Origin of the sequence: Phenylobacterium sp. (assembly GCF_036495085.1) — a bacterium.
In the GTDB taxonomy this organism is placed as follows: domain Bacteria; phylum Pseudomonadota; class Alphaproteobacteria; order Caulobacterales; family Caulobacteraceae; genus Phenylobacterium.
This window is the reverse complement of sequence record NZ_DASXNL010000091.1, coordinates 1-21,846: the sequence shown is the minus strand read 5'-3', so window position 1 is coordinate 21,846 and position 21,846 is coordinate 1. Positions and strand designations below refer to the sequence as shown.

Here is a 21,846-nt window from a genome sequence, read left to right as displayed (position 1 = left end):
CCCTTGGAGTCGGCGATCACCTTGCCGTGCTCGCACGACAGGAGTTCGGCGAGCTCGTTCATGTTGGCTTCGACCAGACGCTTGAAGTCGAACATGACGCGCGCGCGCCGCTGCGGATTGACCAGGCCCCAGGTCTGCTGCGCCCGGACCGCCGAGGCGACGGCCGCATCCAGTTCCTGGGCGGTGGCGAGCGCCACGCGGGCCTGCACCTCGCCGGTGTTGGGGTTGAAGATCTGGCCGAACTGACCGGAGGTTCCGTTGACGGCTGACCCGTCGATGAAATGGGTGATTTCGCGCATGTCGGGCATTTAGACCCTGGAGGCGCGCTCGCCTAGCGCTTGCTCAATGCGCCAGCCGCAGCGCATCTTTCGCCACATGACGCTCGCTTCGCTCGCCCAGCCGTTGAACCCTGCGCGGGGCGCCCCGGAGACCGTGCTTCCCGACGCCCCGGATCGAGCTTTCGCATGATCCTTGCCGACGAGGCGGCCACTGCGCAGCTGGGCGCGGCCCTCGCGCGCCTGCTGCAGGCAGGCGAGGCGGTGTGCCTGTCGGGGCCGCTGGGCGCCGGAAAATCGACGTTGGCCCGCGCGCTGGTGCGCGCCTTGACCACGCCGCAGGAGGAGGTCCCCTCGCCGACCTTCACCCTCGTCCAGTTCTATGAAGGTCCGCAACTCAAGGTCGCCCACTTCGACCTTTATCGGCTGTCCGATCCGGACGAGGCCTACGAGATCGGGCTCGACGAGGCGCTCGACGAGGGGGCTGCGGTGATCGAGTGGCCTGAACGACTCGAAGGCCGCCTCCCGGCAGATCGACTCGATGTAGAGATCGGCCTTTCGGAGGCGGGCCGCAGCGTGCGGCTGACGCCTTTTGGCACATGGGAAGGACGTGTGAGGGGGATGGGGCTTGAACCCTGAGCGCGAGGCGCAGAAGGCGCGTTTTCTGCGAGACCACGGCCTCGCGTCCGCGCGGCGCGAGCGGTTGACGGGCGACGCTTCGACGCGCAGCTATGAACGGCTCTACCCCGCGCGGGGAGGCAGCCTGATCTTCATGGACCAGCCGCCTGCCGTCGAGAGCGAACCCTGCCCCCCGGACGCCACGCCCGCCGAGCGACAGGCGGCGGGCTACAATGCTTTGGCCCGTCTCGCGGCCGGGCGTGTCGACGCCTTCGTGGCTATCGCTGCGTGGTTGCGCGGTCAGGGCCTTTCAGCCCCAACCATAATCGCGGCGGATGCAGCGCAAGGCCTGGCTGTGCTGGAGGATTTGGGCGACGCCCTCTTTGCGAGGCTGATCGAGCAGGGCCAGGACGAGGCTCCGCTCTATGACGACGCAATCGAGACGCTGGCCTGGATGCACGAGGTCGAGCCGCCGCCCGTGCTCGCCTATGACGGGGTGCGCTGGCCGCTCCTGACCTATGACGGCCTGGCTCTGAAGACTGGCGGGGAGATCATCCTGGAATGGTTCCCCAGGCTGAAGCCGGAGCTTTCGTTCAGCACCGAGGCCATCGCCGAATGGGAGGCGATCTGGAGTCCGATCCGCAGCCGCGGCGAAAAAGGCGCTCACGTCTTCTGCCATCGCGATTACCACGCCGAGAACCTGATCTGGCTACCGGATCGGTCCGGCCCCGCTCGCGTCGGGCTTCTCGATTTCCAGGACGCCCTGAAGGCCCACCCGGCCTGGGACATGTCCATGTTGCTGCACGACGCGCGCCGAGACGTCTCCCCCGAGGTGGAGCAACGCGCGCTGGCCCGCTATTTCGAGCTTAGACCGCAGGTCGATCGCGAGCACTTCCTCGCCGACTATCACGCGCTGGGCGCCCTCAACGTGGTTCGGATCCTGGGCATCTTCGCCAGGCTGGTGACGCGGGACGGCAAGCCGCGCTACGCCGCCTTCATGCCGCGGCTCTGGACCTATCTCGATCGCTGTCTCGCCGATCGTCAGCTGGGGGAGCTGACGTCCTGGCTGGACCGGCAAATTCCCTGCGAGTTCCGCAAGTGACCGGTCCCAAGACGGCGATGGTTCTGGCCGCCGGTCTTGGCACGCGTATGCGGCCGTTGACGGACACGACGCCCAAGGCGCTGGTCAAGGTCGCGGGGCGGACGCTGCTTGATCGGGTTCTGGACAAGCTGGTCGCCGCCGGCGTCGAACGCGCGGTGGTCAATGTCCACCACTTCGCCGACCAGGTGGAGGCTTACCTGAAGACCCGTGCCGACCTGGAGATTCTGATCTCCGACGAGCGCGCCGGCCTTCTCGACTCGGGCGGCGGCATTCGCCACGCCCGGGCCTTGCTGGGCGACGACCCGATTTTTGTCGCCAACATCGACTCCCTGTGGCTGGAAGGCGCCACGCCCGCTCTTGAGGCGTTGAAAGCCGCCTGGGACCCGGCGCGCATGGAAATTCTGTTGCTCTTGGTCGCCCGCGGCAACGGGATCGGATTCGAGGGGCCGCAGGGCTTTCTGATGGATGGCGCCGGGCGCCTGACCCATTCGGTGTCGCCCGATGTGGTGACGCCTTTTGCCAACGTGGGCTTTGGAATTCTCAAGCCACAGGTCCTGGACGGAAAGGCCGACGAGGCCTTCTCGATCATCCCCGTCTGGCATCGGCTGCAGGCCACTGGGGGTCTATATGGCGTCGTGATGGACGCGTTCTGGATGCATGTCGGCGACCCGGCCGCACGCGACGCCGCCGAGGCGAGGCTGATGTGAGCGCCTTCTTCGAATGTGCTGGACCGCGCTGGTACACGATCCCGGCGCACCGCCCGTTCGCCCAGGACCTTGCGCAAGGACTGCACGATGCTCTGAGCCCGCTTGGTCCAGAAGCCCTGTCGCAGGCGATCGTGCTGACGCCGACCCGCCGCGGAGCCCGCGCGCTGGCCGACGCTTTCGTGGGCGCCGCCGGAGGCCGCGCGGTGCTGCCCCCGCAGATGCGGCCGCTGGGCGACCTCGATGAGGGCGAACCCCCGTTCGAACCGGGCGACCTGGCCCTCGACCTGCCGGCCGCAATCCAGCCTCTGAAGCGGCGATTCGAGCTCACCCGACTGGTGACGGATCGCTGGGACCTGCTGGAAGGCCGCGACCTGACGGCCTCCTCGGCGCTGGAGATGGCCGACGCTCTGGGCCTGTTCCTAGACAGCCTGCAGATTGAGGAACTGGAGCCGTTCGGGAAGCTGGCGAGCCTGGTGGAGGCCGACTTGGCCGATCACTGGCGGGTCTCGCGGCGCTTCCTCGAGATGGCGCTCGAAGAGTGGCCGAAGCGGCTCAAGGAGCTGGGGATGGTCGACGTGAGCGAGCGGCGGGTGAAGCTGCTGCGACGGCTGGCTCAGGCTTGGACCGACCACCCGCCGACGAGCGTGCTGGTCGCGGCGGGGTCCACGGGCACGGCGCCCGCCACAGCGGCGCTGCTCAAGGTCATCGCCGAGGCGCCGCAGGGTTGCGTCGTGCTGCCGGGGCTGGACGAAGGTCTCTCGGACGAGGCCTGGGCCGAAGTCGGCGAGCAACACCCACAAGGCGCGATGAAGCGCCTGCTGGATGCCGCCAACTTCGATCGCAGGTTGGTCGAGACCTGGCCGGCCTCGGTGATCTCTTCCGCGCGCGGCCGTTGGCGACAGCGGGTGGTCAACGAAGCGCTCAGGCCCCCTGAACGCACCGCCGACTGGCTTCGTCTGATCGCCGACCTGAACACCCAGGCAGACGGCGAGGCCGTGAACGGCGTCGCCTTCGGGCTCGATGGCCTTTCCCTGGTCAGCGCCCGTTCGGAGGAAGAAGCCGCCACGGTGGCCGCCCTTCTGCTGCGCGAGGTCCTGGACACCCCAGAGCGCACCGCCGCCCTTGTCGCGCCTGACCGGAACCTGGCCCGCCGTGTGACGGCCAAGTTGGCGCGGTGGGGCGTGGTCCCCGATTCATCGGCGGGCGAGGTGCTCGCCGGTTGCCCCTGCGGCGTGCTAGGCGGCCTCGTCGCAAGCGCCGCCGTCGACCCCTTGCATCCTGTAACCTTGCTGGCGATCCTCAAGCATCCCTATGTGCGGCTGGGCTTGGAGCCGGCGGATCTGGCAATGCGCCGCGCGGCGCTGGAGCGGCACGGCCTGCGTGGGTCGCGCCCGTGGACCTGGGCGACGCTTCAGGCGCGCCTGGAGGCGCATCCCGAGGCGGCGGACCTTGCAGGGCGGATTAAGGGGGTCTTCGCGGAGCTTCCGGATGAAGCCGTCGCGCCCGCCGAAGCCGCCCGAGCCCTGGCCGCGGCGATGGAAGCCCTGGCCAGGGACAGCCTCGGCGACGTGGGCGACCTCTGGAGCGCCCATGGCGGCGAGGCGATCGGCCGATTGCTTGCAGGATTGATGCAGGACGCAGCCGCCCTGCCCTCCACGACGCCGCGCGGCTTCGCCGACCTTCTGGCGCGACTGATGGAGGGCGAGACGGTGCGGACCGGCGGCGCGACCCATCCGCGACTGCGCATCCTGGGCGCGATCGAGGCCCGGCTGGTGCGCGCGGACCGGCTGGTCGTCGCGGGATTGGAGGAAGGCGTCTGGCCGCGCGGGGCGCCGCTGGATCCCTTCCTGTCGCGGCCCATGCGCGAGACGCTCGGCCTGCCGCCGCCGGAACGCCGCGTCGGGCTGGCCGCCCACGACTTCGCCCAGGCCGCCTGCGCGCCCGAGGTGATCCTCCTGCATTCGGAGCGCCGCGAAGGCGCGCCGACGGTCAAGTCCCGCTGGCTCTGGCGATTGGAAACCCTGGCGCGCGGCGCGAACGTCGCCATTCCGGGCCGACCCGAGGCGCTTGACTGGGCGCGGGGACTCGACGCGCCCGCCGACTATAAGCCTGCCAAACGCCCGGCCCCGACCCCGCCCGCCGCAGATCGCCCGACGGAACTATTCGTGACCCGGGTGGAAAGCCTGACCCGTGACCCGTACGCCGTCTGGGCGCGGGACATTCTGCGGTTGCGCCCGCTGGACCGCCCGGATGAGGCCGTGGCCGCCCGGGCCCGCGGCACTGCGATCCACGCCGCCTTCGAAGGTTTCGCCCTGGCCTACCCGGCCGAGTTGCCGTCCGACGCCGCCGCCTTCTTCGAGAGCCTCTACATCGAGGAACTGGAGAAAGCCGGCATGCCGCACGAGGCCCTGGCCCGGGAGACGGCGCTGGCGCGCGAAGCGGCGGCCTGGGTCGCCGACCTTGAGGCGCGGCGTCGCGCCGACGGACGCGCCATCCACGTCGAGAAGATGGGCGAACTCAGCCTGCAGATCGAAGGTCGCCCCTTCAAGCTGAGGGCCAAGGCTGACCGCATCGAGGCTGACCCAAAAGGATTTGGCCACATCGTCGACTACAAGACCGGACGAGCGCCCTCCCAGAAGGTCGTTGACGCCGGCTTCTCGCCCCAGTTGACGCTGACGGCGGCGATCCTGGCGCACGGGACTTTCGAGGATGTCGGCCAACTGAAGCCCGGCGACCTCACGTACCTGGAAATCACCGGCCGCAAACCGGCCGGCCGCGAAGAGGTGCGCGCCACCGCCGGCGACGAAAGCCATGAGGCGACGGAACGGGCGCTGACCGGCCTGAAGGAGCTGATCGCCCGATACTGGCGAGCCGATCAGCCCTTCGTCTCGCGCACCGCCCCACAGTTCGTGCACCAGTACGCCGGTGACTACGATCACCTGGCCCGGGTCTTCGAGTGGTCCACAAGCGGGGAGGACGACGATTGAACCTCAAGCTCAGCCTCTTTCCTGAAAACGGCGACCCGCCTGAAAATGGCGATCCGCAACGCATTGCGGCTGATCCGGCGATCTCCGCCTTCGTCACGGCCAATGCAGGATCCGGCAAGACCAAGACGCTGATCGACCGCGTGGCGCGGCTGCTACTGGCAGGGGTCGATCCCGAGAAGGTGCTCTGCGTCACCTACACCAAGGCCGCCGCGGCGGAGATGCAGCGCCGGCTGTTCACCCGGCTGGGCGACTGGTCGGTGATGACCGACGAGGCGCTGACGGCCGGCCTGGCCGATCTGGAGGGAAGGCGGGACTTCGACCGACGAAGGCTGTCCGAGGCCCGCGCGCTGTTCGCCCGCGCTCTTGAGACACCCGGCGGCCTGAAGATTCAGACCATCCACGCCTTCTGTGAAAAGGTGCTGAGGCGCTTCCCGCTGGAGGCTGGTGTCTCTCCAGGATTCCGCGTCATGGACGACGCGGCTTCCGCGGCCATAGCCGACGCTGCGCGAAAGGCTGTCGCGCGCCACGCGCTAGCCGGCGAGGGCGCGGTTTCCGAGGCCTATGCGCGCTTTTCGGTCGCGCTCGACTTCATGTCGTTCCAGTCGATGTTTCTGGGCTTCGAGGCCAGGCGCGCGTCGCTTGCGGCATTCTTCGAGGCTCATGGCGGGCCTGACGGCGCCGAGGCCTGGGTATGGGAAGCCTGTGGCTTGCGCGCGGGTTGCGATCCGGAGATGCTTGCCGCCGAGGCCATGGCTGCGCTCGACCGAGACCTTTGGCGCGCGGCGGCCGGGGTCCTGATCGCCGGCGGTGCAGGCGACAGGAAATGCGCCGCCAAGCTCGCCGCCGTAGCAGATGATCCGGCCGCCCCCCTGAGCCAGGCGCTCGACGCCCTCTTCACAGAAAAAGGCGAAGGCGGGCCGGCATCATGGTACCGCAAGACCACGGGGTTGAAGGCGCACGAAGAGTTACGCCGACGTCTCCTGGCCGAACAGGACCGGCTGGCCGACGCGCGCCTGCGCGTGAGGGCCGCCCGTGTCGCTGCCGACACCCTCAACGCCCTCGTGCTGGCGCAGGCCTATCTGGCCGCCTATCGGGTCGAGAAGGCTGCGGCCGGCGCGCTCGACTTCGCCGACCTGATCGAGAAGACCAAAGCGCTGCTGGCCAGCCGTCCGGCCGCAGCCTGGGTGCTGTACAAACTCGACGGTGGGATCGACCACATCCTGGTGGACGAAGCCCAGGACACAGCGCCCGACCAATGGGACATCGTGCGCGCATTGACAGGCGAATTCTTCGCCGGCGCGGGAGCCGTTGGTCGGACAGGTCCCCTGGCGCGCACATTGTTCGTGGTCGGCGACGACAAGCAGTCGATCTACTCGTTCCAGGGCGCCGACCCGGAGAGGCTGCATCTGGAGACGCAGCAATACCTGGCCGACATCGAGGCCGCCTCGCTCTCCGGCCAGCGAGTGCCGCTGACCTCGTCGTGGCGATCGACCCTCGAGGTGCTGAGCTTCGTTGACGCGGTTTTTGCAACGGGTGTGCCGCCGGGCGTCGAGGCTTTGACGCATATTGCAAAGCGCGACGGCGACCGCGGTTGCGTCGACCTCTGGCCGCTGGAGCGCGAGGTCAGGGGCGAGGAGCGCGACGCCTGGACTGCCCCTCTCGACCTGGAAGCCGAGGGCAGCGCGACACGGCGGCTGGCGCGAAACATCGCCGAGGAGATCTGGTCTCTGGTGGGGCGCGGGGACGCAGTGCTCGACAGCGCGACCAAATCTTGGAGACCGGCGACGTTCGGTGACGTCCTGATCCTTGTCCGAAAGCGCGGCGGGCTGTTCGAGGAGATCCTGCGGGCGCTGAAGCACGCCAAGATCCCGGTCGCCGGCGCTGACCGACTCTCCCTTTCCGAACACATCGTCTTTGACGACCTCGTGGCGCTGGCCCGCTTTGCCCTGTTCCCGGGCGACGACCTGACGCTGGCGGCCCTGTTGCGCAGCCCATTCTGCGATGTGGACGACGAGAGCCTCTATCGCCTGGCCAAGGCCCGGACCGCGAGTTTGTGGCGCACTTTGCGCGACCGCGCTCACGAGGCGCCGGAATGGCGCGGCGCGGCGGATTTCCTATCAGCACTGATTGCTGAATCTAGGGCGCGGCGACCGTTCGAGCTCTATAGCCGGGTGCTCGGGATGCGCGACGCCGAGGGCCAATCGATGCGGGCGCGCCTGTTGCGCCGGCTGGGGCGCGAGGCGCAGGACGCCCTGGATGAGTTCCTTTCCCAGGTGCTGGCCGCCGAGAGCCGCGGCGTCCATGATCTGGAAAGCCTGGCGGCGGCCTTCGCCAGTCTCGACATCACAGTGAAGCGTGAACTGGAAGGCGGCCGTAACGAGGTCCGCGTGATGACAGCTCACGGCGCCAAGGGTTTGGAAGCGCCGATCGTCTTCCTGCCGGAGACCACGACGACCGGTGCGGCGCGCGGCTCGCCGCTGCTGGAGACCGAGGACGGCGGCTTCCTTTGGTGCTCGTCGCAAAAACTTGACTGCGAGGCGTCGCGTCGAGCCCGAGAGCTTCGGACGCGCAAGGAGAACGAGGAGGCGTTGCGTCTGCTCTATGTGGCGCTGACGCGGGCCCGCGAGCGGCTGGTGCTCTGCGGCCGCATTGCCGCCAATCGCAAGGAAGAGACGCTCAAAGGCTGGTGGGCGCAGATCCGCGCCGGCTTCGACCATGAAAAGATCGCGTCGCACGTTCGCCAGGCCGCGTGCGGCGAGATTCTGGCAAGCCGCTATGGACCCGACCCGAAGCAAATGCCCGCCGCGGCCGCCGAAATCGCGGCCACGGCCGCACCGCCGGCCTGGACCGCCAGGGAAGCGCCAGCCGAACCGCTTGGCCGCTACGCCTCGCCGTCCGACCTGGGCGAGGGGGGCAAGGTGGCCTCGCCCTCGCCCCTCTCGGCTGTCGGCGGCCTGGGCCGCTTCCGGCGCGGGGATCTGATCCACAGGTTGTTGCAAATCCTGCCCGACCTTAAGCCGGCCGCGTGGGCGCAAGGCGCGCAGGCCCTGCTGGCCCGCGAGCGCGATCTCACCGACGCCCAGCGCGCCGAAATGACCGCAGCAGCCCTCTCCGTCCTGCAGGACGACCGCTTCACGCAGGTGTTCGGGCCGGGCAGCCGTCCCGAGGTTGCGATAGCCGGATCGGCCACGGCCCTGCCGCCGGGACTGAAGATCTCAGGGCGGATCGACCGGCTCGTGGTCTTGCCTGATCGCGTGCTCGTGGCCGACTTCAAAACCAACCGGCCTTCGCCTGCCCGCGTCGAGGATGCGGACCCCGCCTATCTGCGACAGATGGCGATTTATGCGGCAGTCCTGGCTGAAGTCTTCCCTGGGCGCGCCATAGAGGCCGCGCTGGTCTGGACGGACGGGCCGAAGCTGATGCCGGTACCAGAAAACCTGCTGGTTCGGAGCCTTGCCGAGCTGGGTCGTAGCAGTTGATACCAGGCCGGCGCCCGCTTACATCGGCGGATCAATGCGTCGGCCTCCACGTTTGGAAGGCGCTGGCGCACGAGGAGAATTCCATGAGCACTGTGAAGGTCACCGACGAATCCTTCGAGAAGGACGTCCTGCAGGCCTCGGGGCCGGTTCTGGTCGATTTCTGGGCCGAGTGGTGCGGCCCCTGCAAACAGATCGCACCCGCCCTCGAACAGATCGCCGACGAACTGGGCGCCCAGGTGACGGTGGCCAAGCTGAACATCGAAGAGAGCCCGACTACGCCCTCGCGCTACGGCGTGCGCGGCATCCCGACAATGATGCTGTTCAAGGGCGGCCAGATGGCCTCCATGAAGGTCGGCGCCATGCCCAAGCAGAAGATCCTGGAGTGGCTCTCGGAAGCCGGCGTCGCGGCTGCAGCATAAGGCCCACCCCTCCTTTTTAGAGGAGGACGGGCCGCGCAGCGGGCAGGGTGGGGGCGTCGGGTGCAAGCTCTAGGCCGACATCCCCGCCCGCGTCGCTGCGCAGCACCCTCCCCGGAACGGGAGGAATGATTTCTCGTCAGGTCGGCCAGGTATCCCGGCTCATGGCCAGCACGTCACCGGCGAAGTGCAATCCGCCGCAGATCAGGACGTGCGGGGCCGGTCCCTCGCCCGCCAAGGCTCGTTCGAGCCCTTCTCCCACATTTGCGACCGTCTCTGCCGCAAGGCCTGCCCGTCGCGCCGCGTCGGCGAGTTCATCGGCGCTGGCGGCGTTGGGAGAATCGAACGTGGTCGTGAACACCTTCGGATGCATCTCGCCAAAGGGGCGGAAGTAGCCCTCGGCGTCTTTCCTGGCGAACATGCCGGTCACCATCACCAATGGCCGCGGGTCACGGTCGACCAGGCGAGAGGCGGCCTCGGCGAGCGCGCGGCCGGCGTGTGGATTGTGGCCTCCGTCGAGCCACAGGTCCGAGCCACGGGCGCGAGCGAGCTGCGCCAACGGTCCCTTGGTCAGGCGCTGGAAGCGCGCCGGCCAAACCGCCGAGGAGACACCCTGGCCGAGTTCCTGCTCCCCGAGATCGCGGTTGAAGGTGAGCGCGGCGGCGACCGCCAGGCCCGCGTTCTCGAACTGGTAACCGCCGAACAGGCTTGGCGCTGGCAGGTCCAGCAACCGGTCTGGCATCTGCACCATCAACCGGCCGCGTTCCTCCCAAGCGTCGAAGTCGCGGCCCATCAGGAAGAGCGGCGCCATGCGGTCGTCGGCCTCCCGTTCAATCGCCTCCAGCGCCTCGTCCATTTGGCGCGCGACGACAGCGGGTCGGCCACGCTTGATAACGCCGGCCTTCTCCCAGGCGATCTTGGAGAGTTCCGGCCCCAGCATCTCGAGGTGGTCGTAGTCCACAGGGGTGATCACACTGACCGCCGGCTGATCGAAGACGTTGGTGGCGTCAAAGCGCCCGCCGAGTCCCACCTCGACGATGCACAGGTCCGCCGGCGTCTCAGCGAAGGCCTCGAGCGCGAGAACGGTGGTGATCTCAAAAAAGCTGATCGGCCGGCCGGCATTGGCGGCCTCCAGGCGATCGGTAAGGTCTTCAAGCTTCTCGTCGGATATCAGCTTGCCGGCGATGCGTATGCGCTCGGCGAACCGCACGAGGTGCGGCGAGGTGATGGCATGGACCCTCAGCCCCTGCGCCTCGCCGATGGCGCGCAGGTAGGCGACGGTCGAGCCCTTGCCGTTGGTTCCGGCGACATGGATTACGGGCGGCAGGCGACGTTCGGGGTGGCCGAGCGCGGCAAGCAGCCGTTCGACGCGTCCGGTCGTCAGGTCGATCAAGCTCGGATGGTTGGCGCGCAGACGCTGGATTACCGCATCCGAGGCGCGGATTGGGTCGTGGTCCTGCCCACGGTTTGGGTCGGAGAAGGTCAGCTCAGGCGGCGGAAAGGCGGTTCCGCCCCATCATCAAGGTCTTCAGGATCGAACTTAGCACCGCGCGCAGTTCTGAGCGGGACACAACACGGTCGACCATGCCGCGTTCAACCTGGAACTCCGCGCGCTGGAAGCCGGGCGGCAAGGTCTCGCGGATCGTCTGCTCGATCACTCGACGGCCTGCGAAACCGATCAGCGCATTGGGCTCGGCCAGATGCACGTCGCCGAGCATGGCGTAGGAAGCCATGACCCCACCGGTGGTGGGATCCGTCAGCACCACCACGTAGGGCAGGCCCGCGGCCTTCACCTCGTTCACGGCGAGCGTCGTGCGGGCGAGCTGCATGAGCGAGAGGGTGCCTTCCTGCATCCGCGCGCCACCGCTGGCGGTGAAGATCACGAACGGCACTTCACGCTTCACCGCCTCCCTGGCGGCCGTAATGAAGGCCTCGCCGACGGCCATGCTGAGCGAGCCGCCCATGAAGGCGAAGTCCTGCACGGCGACCACGACCGGCTGACCCATGATGTGGCCGTAGCCGATGGCGAGAGCATCGGGCTCACCGCTCGCCTTCCGCGCGGCCTTCAGGCGCTCGGGATATGGCTTGATGTCGGGGAACTTCAGCGGATCATCAGCGACCACCGGCGTAGAAATGCGCTCGAATTTTCCGTCGTCGAAGGTGTAGCGGAGCCGGGCTTGGGCGCCGATGCGCATATGGTGCCCGGACGGGGTGACCCAGAGCGCGGCCTCCAAGTCAGGACGGTAGATCATCTCCCCGGTGTCAGGGCACTTCACCCAGAGGTTCTCAGGCGTTTCGCGCTTGGAGAACGCGTTGCGCACGCCGGGCGCGATCCGCGACAGCCAGCCGGTTCTCTCACGGGGGGCGGCCGGCGGCCGCCCGGGCTTGTCGTTTCTCTGTTCAGCCATCGCCATGGTTCTAGACCGTCGTTTGGCCGACTCGGGCGGAGCGGACAGCCTTAGCCAACGAACGCACTTTGGAAAGAACTCGCCCGGTCACGTCTTCGTTCATGCGAACAGCTTCCGCTATTTCATCCACAAGCGCCGATCCCACCACCGCGGCGTCGGCGACGCGCGCGATAGCTGCGGCGAGTTCAGGGGTCTTGATGCCGAAGCCTACCGCGACCGGAAGGCCGGAGGCCGCCCGCACGCGCTCTACGTGCGGCGCAACCACCGCCGCATCAGCTTCCTTGACCCCCGTCACACCCGCTACGGACACGTAATAGACGAAACCGGACGTGCGGCGAACAATGGTTTTCAGTCGGGCGTCGTCGCTGGTCGGCGTGGCGAGCCGGATGAGTGAGACACCTGCGGCGTCCAGGGCGTCGGCCAGGGGGCCGGCTTCCTCGGGAGGGGTGTCGACGATGATCATCCCATCGACGCCCGCCTCGGCGGCATCGTGGGCGAAAGCCTCATAGCCCCAGGTCACCAGCGGGTTCGTGTAGCCCATCAAAATGATCGGCGTGACCTCATCGCCCTCACGGAAGCTGCGAACCAGGTCGAGCGTGCCCTTTAGGGTCATGCCCTTGGCCAGCGCCCGTTGCGCCGCGCGCTGGATCGGCGGCCCTTCGGCCATCGGGTCGGAGAACGGGAATCCGACCTCGATGAGGTCGGCGCCGGCCGCCGGCAGGCCCTTGAGGATCGAAAGCGCGGTCGCAGCGTCGGGATCGCCGGCCATCACATAGGCGACGAAGGCCGCCCGGCCCTCCCCCTTGAGCGCGGCGAAGCGGGCGGCGATGCGGTCCTTGCTCAAATCGTGCGTCCCAGGTGGGCGGCCACGGTGGCCACGTCCTTGTCGCCACGGCCCGAGAGGTTGAGAACCACGATTCCATCCTTGCCGACGTCGCTCACGATCTCCGGCAGGCGGGCCAGGGCATGCGCGCTCTCGATCGCGGGCAAGATGCCCTCAAGCTCGGCCAGCAGCGTGAACGCCGCAAGCGACTCGACGTCCGTCGCCGACAAATACGTCGCGCGGCCGACGTCGTGCAGCCAGGCGTGTTCCGGGCCGATGCCGGGGTAGTCAAGGCCGGCGGAGATGGAGTGCGCTTCCTCGATCTGTCCTTCGCGGTCCTGCAGCAGGTAGGTCATGTTGCCGTGCAGAACCCCGGGACGGCCGCCGTTGATCGCGGCGGCATGGCGCCCGCTGTCCAGCCCCTCGCCCGCCGCCTCGACGCCGAAGATCTTCACCCCGGAATCGTTGAGGAACGGATGGAAAAGGCCAATTGCATTGGAGCCGCCGCCGACGCATGCCACCACCGCGTCCGGCAACCGGCCCTCGGCAGCCACAATCTGCTCGCGCACCTCGCGGCCGATGATAGCCTGGAAGTCGCGGACCATGGCCGGGTAGGGGTGCATGCCGGCGGCCGAGCCGATCAGATAGTAGGTGTCGTGGACGTTGGTGACCCAGTCGCGAAGCGCCTCGTTCATGGCGTCCTTCAGCGTCGCTGAGCCCGCCGTGACCGGACGCACCTCTGCGCCCAAGAGGTTCATGCGAAAAACGTTGGGCTTTTGTCGCTCGACATCGACGGCGCCCATGTAGACGACGCACGGCAAGCCAAAACGAGCGCAGACGGTGGCCGTGGCCACGCCGTGCTGGCCCGCGCCGGTCTCGGCGATTATCCGGGTCTTGCCCATCCGCCTAGCGAGCAGGATCTGGCCCATGCAATTGTTGATCTTGTGCGACCCGGTGTGGTTCAGCTCTTCGCGCTTCAGATAGATTTTCGCCCCGCCGTAGTGGGCGGTCAGCCGCTCGGCGAAGTAGAGCGGACTTGGGCGACCCACGTAGTGGGTCAGGAAATTCGCGAGCTCCGCCTGGAAGCCCTCGTCGGCCTTGGCCGCTGCATAGGCCGCATCCAGGTCGTGGACCAGCGGCATCAGGGTCTCGGGCACGTAGCGACCGCCGTAGTCGCCGAAGCGCCCGCTGGCGTCCGGATAGGCGGTGTAGTCGTTGGGGCGGACCCCGGTGTTTGCGGATGGCGCGTTCACAGGCTTCGTCGGGGCTCAGGCTCTAGGCGCGTCTGACGGCGTCGAGGAACGCCCGGATCAAGGCGGGGTCCTTTAGTCCGGGACCGCGCTCCACGCCAGAGGAAACGTCCAGCATCGGGGCGCCCGATTGCTCCGCCGCCTGGGCGAGGTTCCACGGATCGAGCCCGCCGGCCAGGAACCAGGGCCGCTGGAAACGACGTCCGGCAAGCAGGGTCCAATCGAAGGGGCGTCCTCCTCCGCCCGGCCGATCAGCGTCCTTGGCCGGCTTAGCGTCGAACATCAGATGGTCGGCCACGGTCTCGAAGTCTGCGGCGGCGGCCAGATCGGCGGCCTCCGACACCGGCAGGGCCTTGATGATCCCCACGTCCGCCCGTTGGCCGATGGCGCGGGCGCGCGCCGGCGTCTCGGCGCCGTGCAGCTGGATGAGGTCCGGCCGCAGGAGTTGGGCGATCCTGTCGACTTCGGCGTCGCTTGGATCAACCAGCAACGCTACGACCTTGGCCTTTCCGCGGGCCGGCTGCGCCAGGCGCTCGGCGGCTTCTGGCGTCACGTACCGTGGGCTCTTCTCGAAGAACGTGAATCCGAGGAAAGCCGCTCCGCCCTCCAGCGCGGCGTCGACGGCTTCGGGGGTCCGCATGCCGCAGATCTTGGCCTCGATGTTCATCGGTCGGGATTAGGGCCTTCGGCGGCGTCACCGCAAGGGGCGCTTACGGCTGGCGAGCCTTCAAGAGGTCGCGTATTTCGACCAGCAGCGCCTCTTGTGCCGACGGTGGAGGCTTTTCCGCCGTCGGCGAGGCGGCATCCCGGCGGCGGATCGCGTTCACGCCTTTCACCAGAAGGAACACCACCCAGGCCACGATCAGGAACTTGATCAGGGTGTTGATGAACAGGCCATACTGGATCGCCACCAGCTCATTGGCCTTGGTGGAGGGATCGTCCGGCCGAAGAACCCACTGCAGGTGGGCGAAGTCGATACCGGACAGCAGCAGCCCGACCGGTGGCATGACAACGTCGTCGACGAGGCCCCTGACTATGTCGTTGAAGGCCGCGCCGACGATCACGCCGACGGCCAGGTCGATGACATTGCCGCGCGCGATGAATTCTCGGAACTCACCGAAGATTCCGAGGCGGGTTTTTGCCGAGTCTGTCATGGCCGACCTAATCGTCGGTGAGATTGAGCCGTTCTCGCAGCTCTTTGCCGCTCTTGAAGAAGGGAACGTGCTTGGCGCGGACGTCGACCGGTTCGCCAGTGCGCGGGTTTCGTCCGGCGCGTGCGTCCCGCGAGCGGACCGAGAGCGCACCGAAACCACGCAACTCGACTCTGCCGCCGGATTCAAGCGCCTGGATCATCCGCTCCAGGACCACCCCGACGACGCGTTCGATGTCGCGTTGAGTCAGGTGCGGGTTCTCCTCGGCGAGTTTGGCGATCAGTTCCGATTTGATCATGCGGGCCCCTTCGACCGGCGTGACCATGGGCGAGTCCGCCTTTGTATTCAAGGCGTAAAAAGGGTTTACGAGACCTGACGGTCGAGCTTGTTCATAAATCTTAACTTTCAACCGTGGCGAGAAGGGGCGCGCGCCGCACGTTCCCCATGGCTCAGGCGGGCGCGCGGACCAGGCTGTCGACGTCGCGCAACTTGCGAATCGCAGCGTTGGCCGCCTGGGCTTCGGCGGCGCTGATCTCCGGCGTCAGCGAACGCTGGTCAACGGTGAAGCTGGCGACGTCGCCCTCGACCGTCGAGGTGCTGACGATCTGATAGCCGCCGACCTGCACAGTTCCGCTTGGTCCGCGGACCGTGAATCCCTTGCCGCCGGCGGGCAAGACGATCTCGGTGCGCGAGCGGGTGAAGGCTGGATACGGCACCGCGAATGGGGCGTCGCGGTTGGGTCCTGCTTCGCGCTTCGGGAAAAGCCGTGGAACGCCGCCGGAGGCCACGCGGTACTCGCGCTGGTGAAGGTCCTGGTTTGTCCGCCAGTCCATATCCGTGCTGCCGGTCAGTTCGACGATGAAAAGACCCCTTGCCGGATCGTCGCGCCAGGTCACCTGGTCGATATCCGTGCCGCCGCCGACATTGGCGAACTGCTGCCGGAATGCACGTTCGAAGTCGGCCCTCGGCGACCTAGCGAGGTTGGCGCGCATGGAATTGGCCAGGATTCCGCTGGTGGTCAGAGTAATCTGCACCGAGGCGCTCTCGTCGAGCCCTTTGGAGGCGTCGAAGCGGGTAACTGTCTCGAGCGTCGGGACGTTGATCTGGCGTTGGACGATGGCCTCGAGCGGAGCTCCCTGCGCCCGCACGGGCAAGCCCCAGTGATGCGGCGGCGGCAGCATGGCGTCGGGGTTTCGGTCATCAGTCCGGGTGCCGTCGAGCCAGTAGGATTGGCCATTGATCTTCACCCGGACGATCACGTGGTTGAACGCCGCGAGCGCGGGCGGCAACTCGTCGAGCCCATCGCCCGCGCCCAGGTTCACCAGCACCGGCTCGGCGTCGAGCCCGAGGTTCTTCAGCAACGCCAGGAGAAGCGCGGTCTTGGCCTTGCAGTCGCCGAAGCGTCGGGCCCAGGTGTCGTCGGCGTTGGCCGGGACATAGCCGCCGTCACCCATTCCGAGGAAGAAGTACCGGGTCTTGTCCTCGACGAGCTGGAGGGCTGCGAAGGCGCGTTCTCGGGGGTCCTTGGTGCGAGCGGCGATGGCGTCGGCTTCCGCCTTGATGGGCGAGGTGGGCGAAATCTGCGACGCCTTCTCGTAGAGCGGCGCCATCAGCTTGGAGATCTCGTTCCAGCTCTGGAAACTGCTGGCTTCAAGCTGGCCCACACGGCGGAAGCGCAACGGCGCGCCGACCGGCGCCTTGGGCGCCAGTACATCGGTCTTGTCGAGCGCCAGGAGCGTGCGGCCATCCTTGTCGCTCAGGCTCGGGTCTCCGAAGCCCGGAGTCGCCTTCCATTGCACCGCCTCGCCTTTAGGCCACGAGACCAAGGCGCGATAACGGCCAACCACGCCGGCGAAGGCGAGACGCTCGGAATCGAAGGAGTGGCCCTGCAGCACCGGGTCGGCATGGATCCGTGTGAAGGCGAAGTCGAGGAGGTCGCCGGTCTGCAGGCCGTCGACCTGCCGCGAAGCGGTGATCCGGCCATCGAGGCTCGCCTGCTCAAGGTTGGCTTCGCGGCGCAGGACCAGCATCGCCTTGGGGTCCGCCAGAAGGTCGATGGTCCTGCCATCGCGGATGATCTTCAGGCTGTGGAAGGTGATGGTTTCAGCGTCTGGCCGCCAGGTCACCGTCACCGACTTTACCTGGATCAGCCCCTCCGGCTTCAGGATCCTGATGACGCGGCGGTTGTAGTAGGTGTCGCCGGACGGATCGAGACGAGTCTGATGGTCGTCCAGCAGCACCTGAATGGCAGGTGCGCCGTCGGCGGAGGGCGGGGGCGGTATCGCTGCGACGTCCACCCAGGCCGGCGGCGGTCCAAAGGACGGCTTGTCGGCGGCAAAGGCTGGAACCGCGCAGACCAGGGCAGCCAAAGCGGAACAGACAATCAGACGTAACGACAAGGCGACGCTCCTGGCCGCACCAAGGCGGCGCTTGAAGCTACGATAGGGCCCAAGCGTGAAAAGAAAACGGCGGACCGATTGCTCGGTCCGCCGCCATTTGTTTCAGAGCCTGTCGGGCTGCGAAATCTAGTCCTTCTGAGCCTTTTCGCGGAGAGCCGCGCCCAGGATGTCTCCGAGCGAAGCGCCGCTGTCCGAGGCGCCGAACTTCTCGATCGCTTCCTTCTCCTCGGCCATTTCGAGAGCCTTGACCGACAGGGACACGCGGCGCGCGGCCTTGTCGACGTTGGAGATCTGGGCGTCCAGACGGTCGCCGACGGCGAACCGCTCCGGCCGCTGGTCGGCGCGATCGCGGGACAGATCCGACTTGCGGATGAAGGCCGTCATCGGGGCTTCATCCTCGCCGAACTTCACCTCGATGCCGCCCGAAGTGATCTCGGTCACCGTGACGGTGACGGTCTGGCCCTTCCGGTAGGTGTCGCCCGACATCGGGTCGCCGGCCAGTTGCTTGATGCCAAGCGAGATGCGTTCCTTTTCGACGTCAACGTCGAGCACCTTGGCCTTGACCATGTCGCCCTTGTTGTACTTGGCGATGGCTTCCTCGCCGGGCGTCGCCCAGTCGAGGTCGGACAGGTGCACCATGCCGTCGATGTCGTTGTCGAGGCCGATGAACAGGCCGAATTCGGTGGCGTTTTTGACTTCGCCCTCGACGGTCGAGCCGATCGGATGAGCCGCCACGAAGGCGTCCCACGGATTGGCCATGGCCTGCTTCAGGCCAAGCGACACGCGGCGCTTGGACGGATCGACGTCCAGCACGACCACTTCGACTTCCTGAGAGGTCGAGACGATCTTGCCGGGGTGGACGTTTTTCTTGGTCCAGGACATTTCCGAGACGTGCACCAGGCCTTCGACACCAGCCTCCAGTTCCACGAAGGCGCCGTAGTCGGTGATGTTGGTGATGCGGCCGGTGAACTTTGCGCCGACCGGATACTTGGCCTCCACGCCGTCCCACGGATCGGACTGCAGCTGCTTCATGCCGAGCGAGATGCGCTGGGTGTCGGGGTTGATCTTGACGATCTGCACCTTGACCGTGTCGCCCACCGCCAGAACCTGGCTCGGGTGGTTGACGCGCTTCCAGCTCATGTCGGTGACGTGCAGCAGGCCGTCGATGCCGCCGAGGTCCACGAACGCACCATAGTCGGTGATGTTCTTGACCACGCCTTCACGGACTTCGCCTTCCTGCAGCTGGGATACCAGCTCGGTGCGCTGTTCGGCGCGGGCTTCCTCGAGGATCGCACGGCGGGAGACGACGATGTTGCCGCGGGGGCGATCCATTTTTAGAATTGCGAAGGGCTGCTCCCGTCCCATCAGGGGTCCGACGTCGCGGACGGGGCGGATATCGACTTGCGAACCGGGCAGGAAGGCCGAGGCGCCGCCGAGGTCGACGGTGAAACCGCCCTTCACGCGGCCGACGATGGAGCCCATGACCGGCTCGTTGCGCTCGTACACGGCTTCGAGGCGCGTCCACGCTTCCTCGCGACGGGCCTTGTCGCGCGACAGAACAGCCTCGCCCATGGCGTTTTCGACGCGTTCCAGGAAGACTTCGACGGTGTCGCCGACCTTGATCGGAGCCTTGCCTTCTTCCTCGCCGAACTCCTTCAGCGAGACGCGGCCTTCGGTCTTCAGACCGACGTCGATGATCGCGATGTCCTTTTCGATCGCCACGACCTTACCGTGAACAACCTGGCCTTCCATGAAGTCACGGCCGCCCAGGGACTCGTCGAGCAGGGCGGCGAAGTCCGCCTGGGTGGGATTGAGGCTCATATCGTCAGCCATTCTCGTACTTTCATCTCGAATGACGCGCGGTCCGCACGAGCCTCGAACGGCCGTCGCACGGAGTCCCCACGTCGGGTTAAGGGTTGAACCGAAGACGCGAGGAGCACCCCGCGCTAGTGAATTTGCCCGCAGCCGCACGAGGGTAGGACGCGTTGGGATTGCTCAGGTGGAGGATAGCCACCGGGCGCGCGCCGCCTCGACGATGCGGCGGGCCGCATCGGCGGCCTGCTCTATAGTCATTTCGGAGGTGTCCAGCAAGACGGCGTCGCGCGCGGGGCGCATCGGAGCCGTCTCGCGACCGCCGTCGCGGGCGTCGCGGACGGCGATGTCAGCCAGCACATCCTCGTAGCTGACCGTCTCGCCCTGGGCGGTGAGCTGCTTCCAGCGCCGCTCGGCGCGGACCTCGGGGGCGGCGGTGACGAACAGCTTGGCCTGGGCGTCGGGGGCGATCACCGTGCCGATGTCACGCCCGTCGAGCACCGCCCCGCCCTCCTGCCCGGCGAAGGTGCGCTGGAACTCCATCAACGCGTCCCGAACGCGCCCGTGGACGGCGACCCGGCTGGCGAGCTCGCCCGCGGCTCGGGTGCGCAGGCGCGGATCGTCGAGTTGGTCGGCGGTGAGCATCGCTGCGGCCGCGCAGGCGGCGGCCTCGTCGTCCAGGTCCTCGTGCGCCCGTTCCATCAGCACGCCCACGCAGCGGTAGAGGAGCCCGGTATCGAGGACAGGCAGGTCAAAGTATGTCGCCAGGCGCGTTGCGATCGTTCCCTTGCCGGAAGCCGCCGGCCCGTCGACCGCGATCACGAAATCAGCCACGGAGCGCCCCACTGCGCCTAGCTCCACCCAGCGGGGGGAATGCAATCACGCCTCGACCTCCGCGCCCAGCGAACGCATCAGCGTCAGAAAGCCCGGGAAGCTGGTGGCGATCATGCCGGGTTCGTCGACGGCGACTGGCTCCTGTGACGCCAGGCCAAGGATCAGATGGCTCATGGCGATGCGATGGTCGCCGTGAGTGGCCACGTGCGCGCCGCCGGGCACGCCATGATTGGCCCGAACTGAGCCGACCACCGTCAGGCTGTCGGGCCCTTCCTCGACGGCGACGCCGCAGGCGGCCAAGCCGCGGGCCATCAGCGCGATGCGATCGCTCTCCTTGACCCGCATCTCCCCGATGCCGCGCATGAGGGTCGGGCCGTATGCAAAGGCCGCTGCGACGGCCAGGATCGGGTATTCGTCGATCATCGAGGGCGCGCGCTCGGGGGGCACCTCGACGCCGGTCAACTCGGAGTAGCGCGCCGTGACGTCGGCGACGGTCTCGCCGCCCTCCTCGCGGAGGTTGGTCACCGAAAGATCGGCGCCCATCTCGCCCAGCGTGTCCAGCAGGCCGATCCGCAAGGGGTTCAGCAGCATCCCTTCGACAGTCACCTGAGAGCCCGGAGTGATGAGCGCGGCGACAAGCGGGAAGGCGGCCGAGGAGGGGTCGCCCGGCACGCGGACCTTGGCGCCGGTCAGGGACTGGCCGGTTGGAAGGACTATGCGGCGCCCGGCGCCGGCCTCGGTCACCTCCACCCGCGCCCCGAAAGCCCGGAGCATCCGCTCAGTATGGTCGCGGGTCGCCTCCGGCTCGATGACCTCGGCGCCGCCGTCGGCGCCCAGGCCGGCGAGCAAGACCGCGGACTTCACCTGCGCCGAAGGCTCCGGCAGGCGGTAGGCGATGTGTCGCAGGCCGCCGCCCCTGAGCGTCAGCGGCAGGCGTCCGCCCTCTCGGCAGATCCAGCTGGCGCCCATCTCGCCGAGCGGTTTCAGCACCCGGTTCATCGGCCGGCCGCGCAGGGATGCGTCGCCCGTGAAGGTGGCCGCGATCCTGAAACCCGCCGCCGCCCCCATGATCAGCCGAACCCCGGTGCCGGCGTTGCCGCAATCGATGATGTCGGCCGGTTCCGAGAAGCCACCCCGGCCCTCGACGCGCCAGCGCCCTTCTCCCACCCTTTCGACGCCGGCGCCGAAGGCGGCCATGGCCGCGGCGGTGCGCTTCACGTCCTCGCCTTCCAGCAGGCCTTCGACCTCGGTCACGCCATGAGCCAGCGCGCCCAGAATGAGCGCGCGGTGCGAAATGGATTTGTCCCCCGGAACGCGCAAGGTCCCGCTCAGCGGGCGCGCGCGCCTGGCGCTCATCTGAGCCGCCGTCATCTGATGGAAACGAGCCTCCGCAGGCTTGCAGTTTGTCACGAGGGGGTTTGCTTTTGACAGCCGCCCCCTTGCGTGGCAAGGGAGCCCGCTTCGCGAATTCGCCCCCCACATTCCAAGGATCATCGCCTTTGGCCAATCCCGAGCTGGGCTCCAAACAAGTCTGCCCTAACTGCCAAGCGAAATTCTACGACCTCACCAAGCGTCCGGCGCACTG

19 protein-coding genes are annotated in these 21,846 nt (G+C 67.6%); 7 read left to right on the top strand and 12 right to left on the bottom strand.

All coding sequences use genetic code 11. From position 1 onward, the window contains the following. Positions 1–299: aldehyde dehydrogenase family protein (locus VGI62_RS10730; RefSeq protein WP_331504477.1), on the bottom strand; the 299-nt coding region annotated here is incomplete at its 3' end. Positions 300–464: 165 nt separating this feature from the next. Between VGI62_RS10730 and tsaE the strand changes: the two genes are divergently transcribed. From tsaE to trxA, 6 genes are all read left to right on the top strand, one after another. Continuing rightward, entirely contained in the window at positions 465–914 is a 450-nt protein-coding gene (gene tsaE, locus VGI62_RS10725; RefSeq protein ID WP_331504476.1) for a tRNA (adenosine(37)-N6)-threonylcarbamoyltransferase complex ATPase subunit type 1 TsaE, read from the top strand. Continuing rightward, positions 904–1,995 carry an N-acetylmuramate/N-acetylglucosamine kinase AmgK gene (gene amgK, locus VGI62_RS10720; RefSeq protein WP_331504475.1) on the top strand — a complete coding sequence of 364 codons (1,092 nt, stop codon included), beginning with the start codon at positions 904–906 and terminating at the stop codon, positions 1,993–1,995. The genes tsaE and amgK overlap by 11 nt, the downstream gene beginning before the upstream one ends. Next, on the top strand, positions 1,992–2,702 hold the full coding sequence (locus VGI62_RS10715; RefSeq protein ID WP_331504474.1) for a nucleotidyltransferase family protein: 711 nt from the start codon (positions 1,992–1,994) through the stop codon (positions 2,700–2,702). The genes amgK and VGI62_RS10715 overlap by 4 nt, the downstream gene beginning before the upstream one ends. Further along, entirely contained in the window at positions 2,699–5,689 is a 2,991-nt protein-coding gene (gene addB, locus VGI62_RS10710) for a double-strand break repair protein AddB (protein WP_331504473.1), read from the top strand. The genes VGI62_RS10715 and addB overlap by 4 nt, the downstream gene beginning before the upstream one ends. Then, on the top strand, positions 5,686–9,168 hold the full coding sequence (gene addA, locus VGI62_RS10705) for a double-strand break repair helicase AddA (protein ID WP_331504472.1): 3,483 nt from the start codon (positions 5,686–5,688) through the stop codon (positions 9,166–9,168). The genes addB and addA overlap by 4 nt, the downstream gene beginning before the upstream one ends. Positions 9,169–9,251: 83 nt before the next feature. Continuing rightward, positions 9,252–9,587 (top strand): thioredoxin, encoded by a 336-nt coding sequence (gene trxA / locus VGI62_RS10700; RefSeq protein WP_331504471.1) that lies wholly within the window; start codon positions 9,252–9,254, stop codon positions 9,585–9,587. A 136-nt stretch (positions 9,588–9,723) separates the two neighbouring features. Here the strand turns inward: trxA and VGI62_RS10695 are convergent, their stop codons facing one another. The 11 genes from VGI62_RS10695 to aroA form a co-directional block, all read right to left on the bottom strand. Further along, positions 9,724–10,977: a folylpolyglutamate synthase/dihydrofolate synthase family protein gene (locus VGI62_RS10695; protein ID WP_331504470.1), complete on the bottom strand. Its 1,254-nt coding sequence runs from the start codon at positions 10,975–10,977 to the stop codon at positions 9,724–9,726. Between the two features lie 94 nt (positions 10,978–11,071). Then, positions 11,072–11,998 (bottom strand): acetyl-CoA carboxylase, carboxyltransferase subunit beta, encoded by a 927-nt coding sequence (gene accD / locus VGI62_RS10690; protein WP_331504469.1) that lies wholly within the window; start codon positions 11,996–11,998, stop codon positions 11,072–11,074. Between the two features lie 4 nt (positions 11,999–12,002). Continuing rightward, positions 12,003–12,836: a tryptophan synthase subunit alpha gene (gene trpA, locus VGI62_RS10685; protein WP_331504468.1), complete on the bottom strand. Its 834-nt coding sequence runs from the start codon at positions 12,834–12,836 to the stop codon at positions 12,003–12,005. After that, entirely contained in the window at positions 12,833–14,068 is a 1,236-nt protein-coding gene (trpB, locus tag VGI62_RS10680) for a tryptophan synthase subunit beta (protein WP_331504467.1), read from the bottom strand. The genes trpA and trpB overlap by 4 nt, the downstream gene beginning before the upstream one ends. Before the next feature lie 22 nt (positions 14,069–14,090). After that, on the bottom strand, positions 14,091–14,732 hold the full coding sequence (locus tag VGI62_RS10675) for a phosphoribosylanthranilate isomerase (RefSeq protein ID WP_331504466.1): 642 nt from the start codon (positions 14,730–14,732) through the stop codon (positions 14,091–14,093). A 43-nt stretch (positions 14,733–14,775) separates the two neighbouring features. Continuing rightward, on the bottom strand, positions 14,776–15,219 hold the full coding sequence (gene mscL, locus VGI62_RS10670; protein ID WP_331504465.1) for a large-conductance mechanosensitive channel protein MscL: 444 nt from the start codon (positions 15,217–15,219) through the stop codon (positions 14,776–14,778). A gap of 7 nt (positions 15,220–15,226) precedes the next feature. Then, positions 15,227–15,514, bottom strand: a complete 288-nt coding sequence (locus tag VGI62_RS10665; protein ID WP_331504464.1) for an integration host factor subunit beta — start codon at positions 15,512–15,514, stop codon at positions 15,227–15,229. 151 nt (positions 15,515–15,665) lie between these two features. Further along, the gene (locus VGI62_RS10660) at positions 15,666–17,615 is read right to left on the bottom strand and encodes a DUF3857 domain-containing protein (RefSeq protein WP_331504463.1); all 1,950 of its coding nucleotides are present in this window, start codon (positions 17,613–17,615) and stop codon (positions 15,666–15,668) included. A gap of 126 nt (positions 17,616–17,741) precedes the next feature. Beyond that, positions 17,742–19,448 (bottom strand): 30S ribosomal protein S1, encoded by a 1,707-nt coding sequence (gene rpsA, locus VGI62_RS10655; RefSeq protein WP_331504462.1) that lies wholly within the window; start codon positions 19,446–19,448, stop codon positions 17,742–17,744. A gap of 162 nt (positions 19,449–19,610) precedes the next feature. Further along, entirely contained in the window at positions 19,611–20,261 is a 651-nt protein-coding gene (locus VGI62_RS10650; protein ID WP_331504461.1) for a d(CMP) kinase, read from the bottom strand. 45 nt (positions 20,262–20,306) lie between these two features. Further along, positions 20,307–21,632: a 3-phosphoshikimate 1-carboxyvinyltransferase gene (aroA, locus tag VGI62_RS10645; RefSeq protein WP_331504460.1), complete on the bottom strand. Its 1,326-nt coding sequence runs from the start codon at positions 21,630–21,632 to the stop codon at positions 20,307–20,309. Positions 21,633–21,760: 128 nt separating this feature from the next. Between aroA and VGI62_RS10640 the strand changes: the two genes are divergently transcribed. Continuing rightward, positions 21,761–21,846 (top strand): TIGR02300 family protein (locus tag VGI62_RS10640; RefSeq protein ID WP_331504478.1); only part of this gene is annotated, 86 nt, incomplete at its 3' end.

What these genes read in the sequence shown, in the direction of transcription:
- tsaE (WP_331504476.1), top strand. Translation starts at nt 465, where the DNA reads ATGATCCTTGCCGACGAGGCGGCCACTGCGCAGCTGGGCGCGGCCCTC.
- trxA (WP_331504471.1), top strand. Translation starts at nt 9,252, where the DNA reads ATGAGCACTGTGAAGGTCACCGACGAATCCTTCGAGAAGGACGTCCTG.
- accD (WP_331504469.1), bottom strand. Translation starts at nt 11,998, where the DNA reads ATGGCGATGGCTGAACAGAGAAACGACAAGCCCGGGCGGCCGCCGGCC.
- VGI62_RS10675 (WP_331504466.1), bottom strand. Translation starts at nt 14,732, where the DNA reads ATGAACATCGAGGCCAAGATCTGCGGCATGCGGACCCCCGAAGCCGTC.
- mscL (WP_331504465.1), bottom strand. Translation starts at nt 15,219, where the DNA reads ATGACAGACTCGGCAAAAACCCGCCTCGGAATCTTCGGTGAGTTCCGA.
- VGI62_RS10665 (WP_331504464.1), bottom strand. Translation starts at nt 15,514, where the DNA reads ATGATCAAATCGGAACTGATCGCCAAACTCGCCGAGGAGAACCCGCAC.
- rpsA (WP_331504462.1), bottom strand. Translation starts at nt 19,448, where the DNA reads ATGGCTGACGATATGAGCCTCAATCCCACCCAGGCGGACTTCGCCGCC.
- aroA (WP_331504460.1), bottom strand. Translation starts at nt 21,632, where the DNA reads ATGACGGCGGCTCAGATGAGCGCCAGGCGCGCGCGCCCGCTGAGCGGG.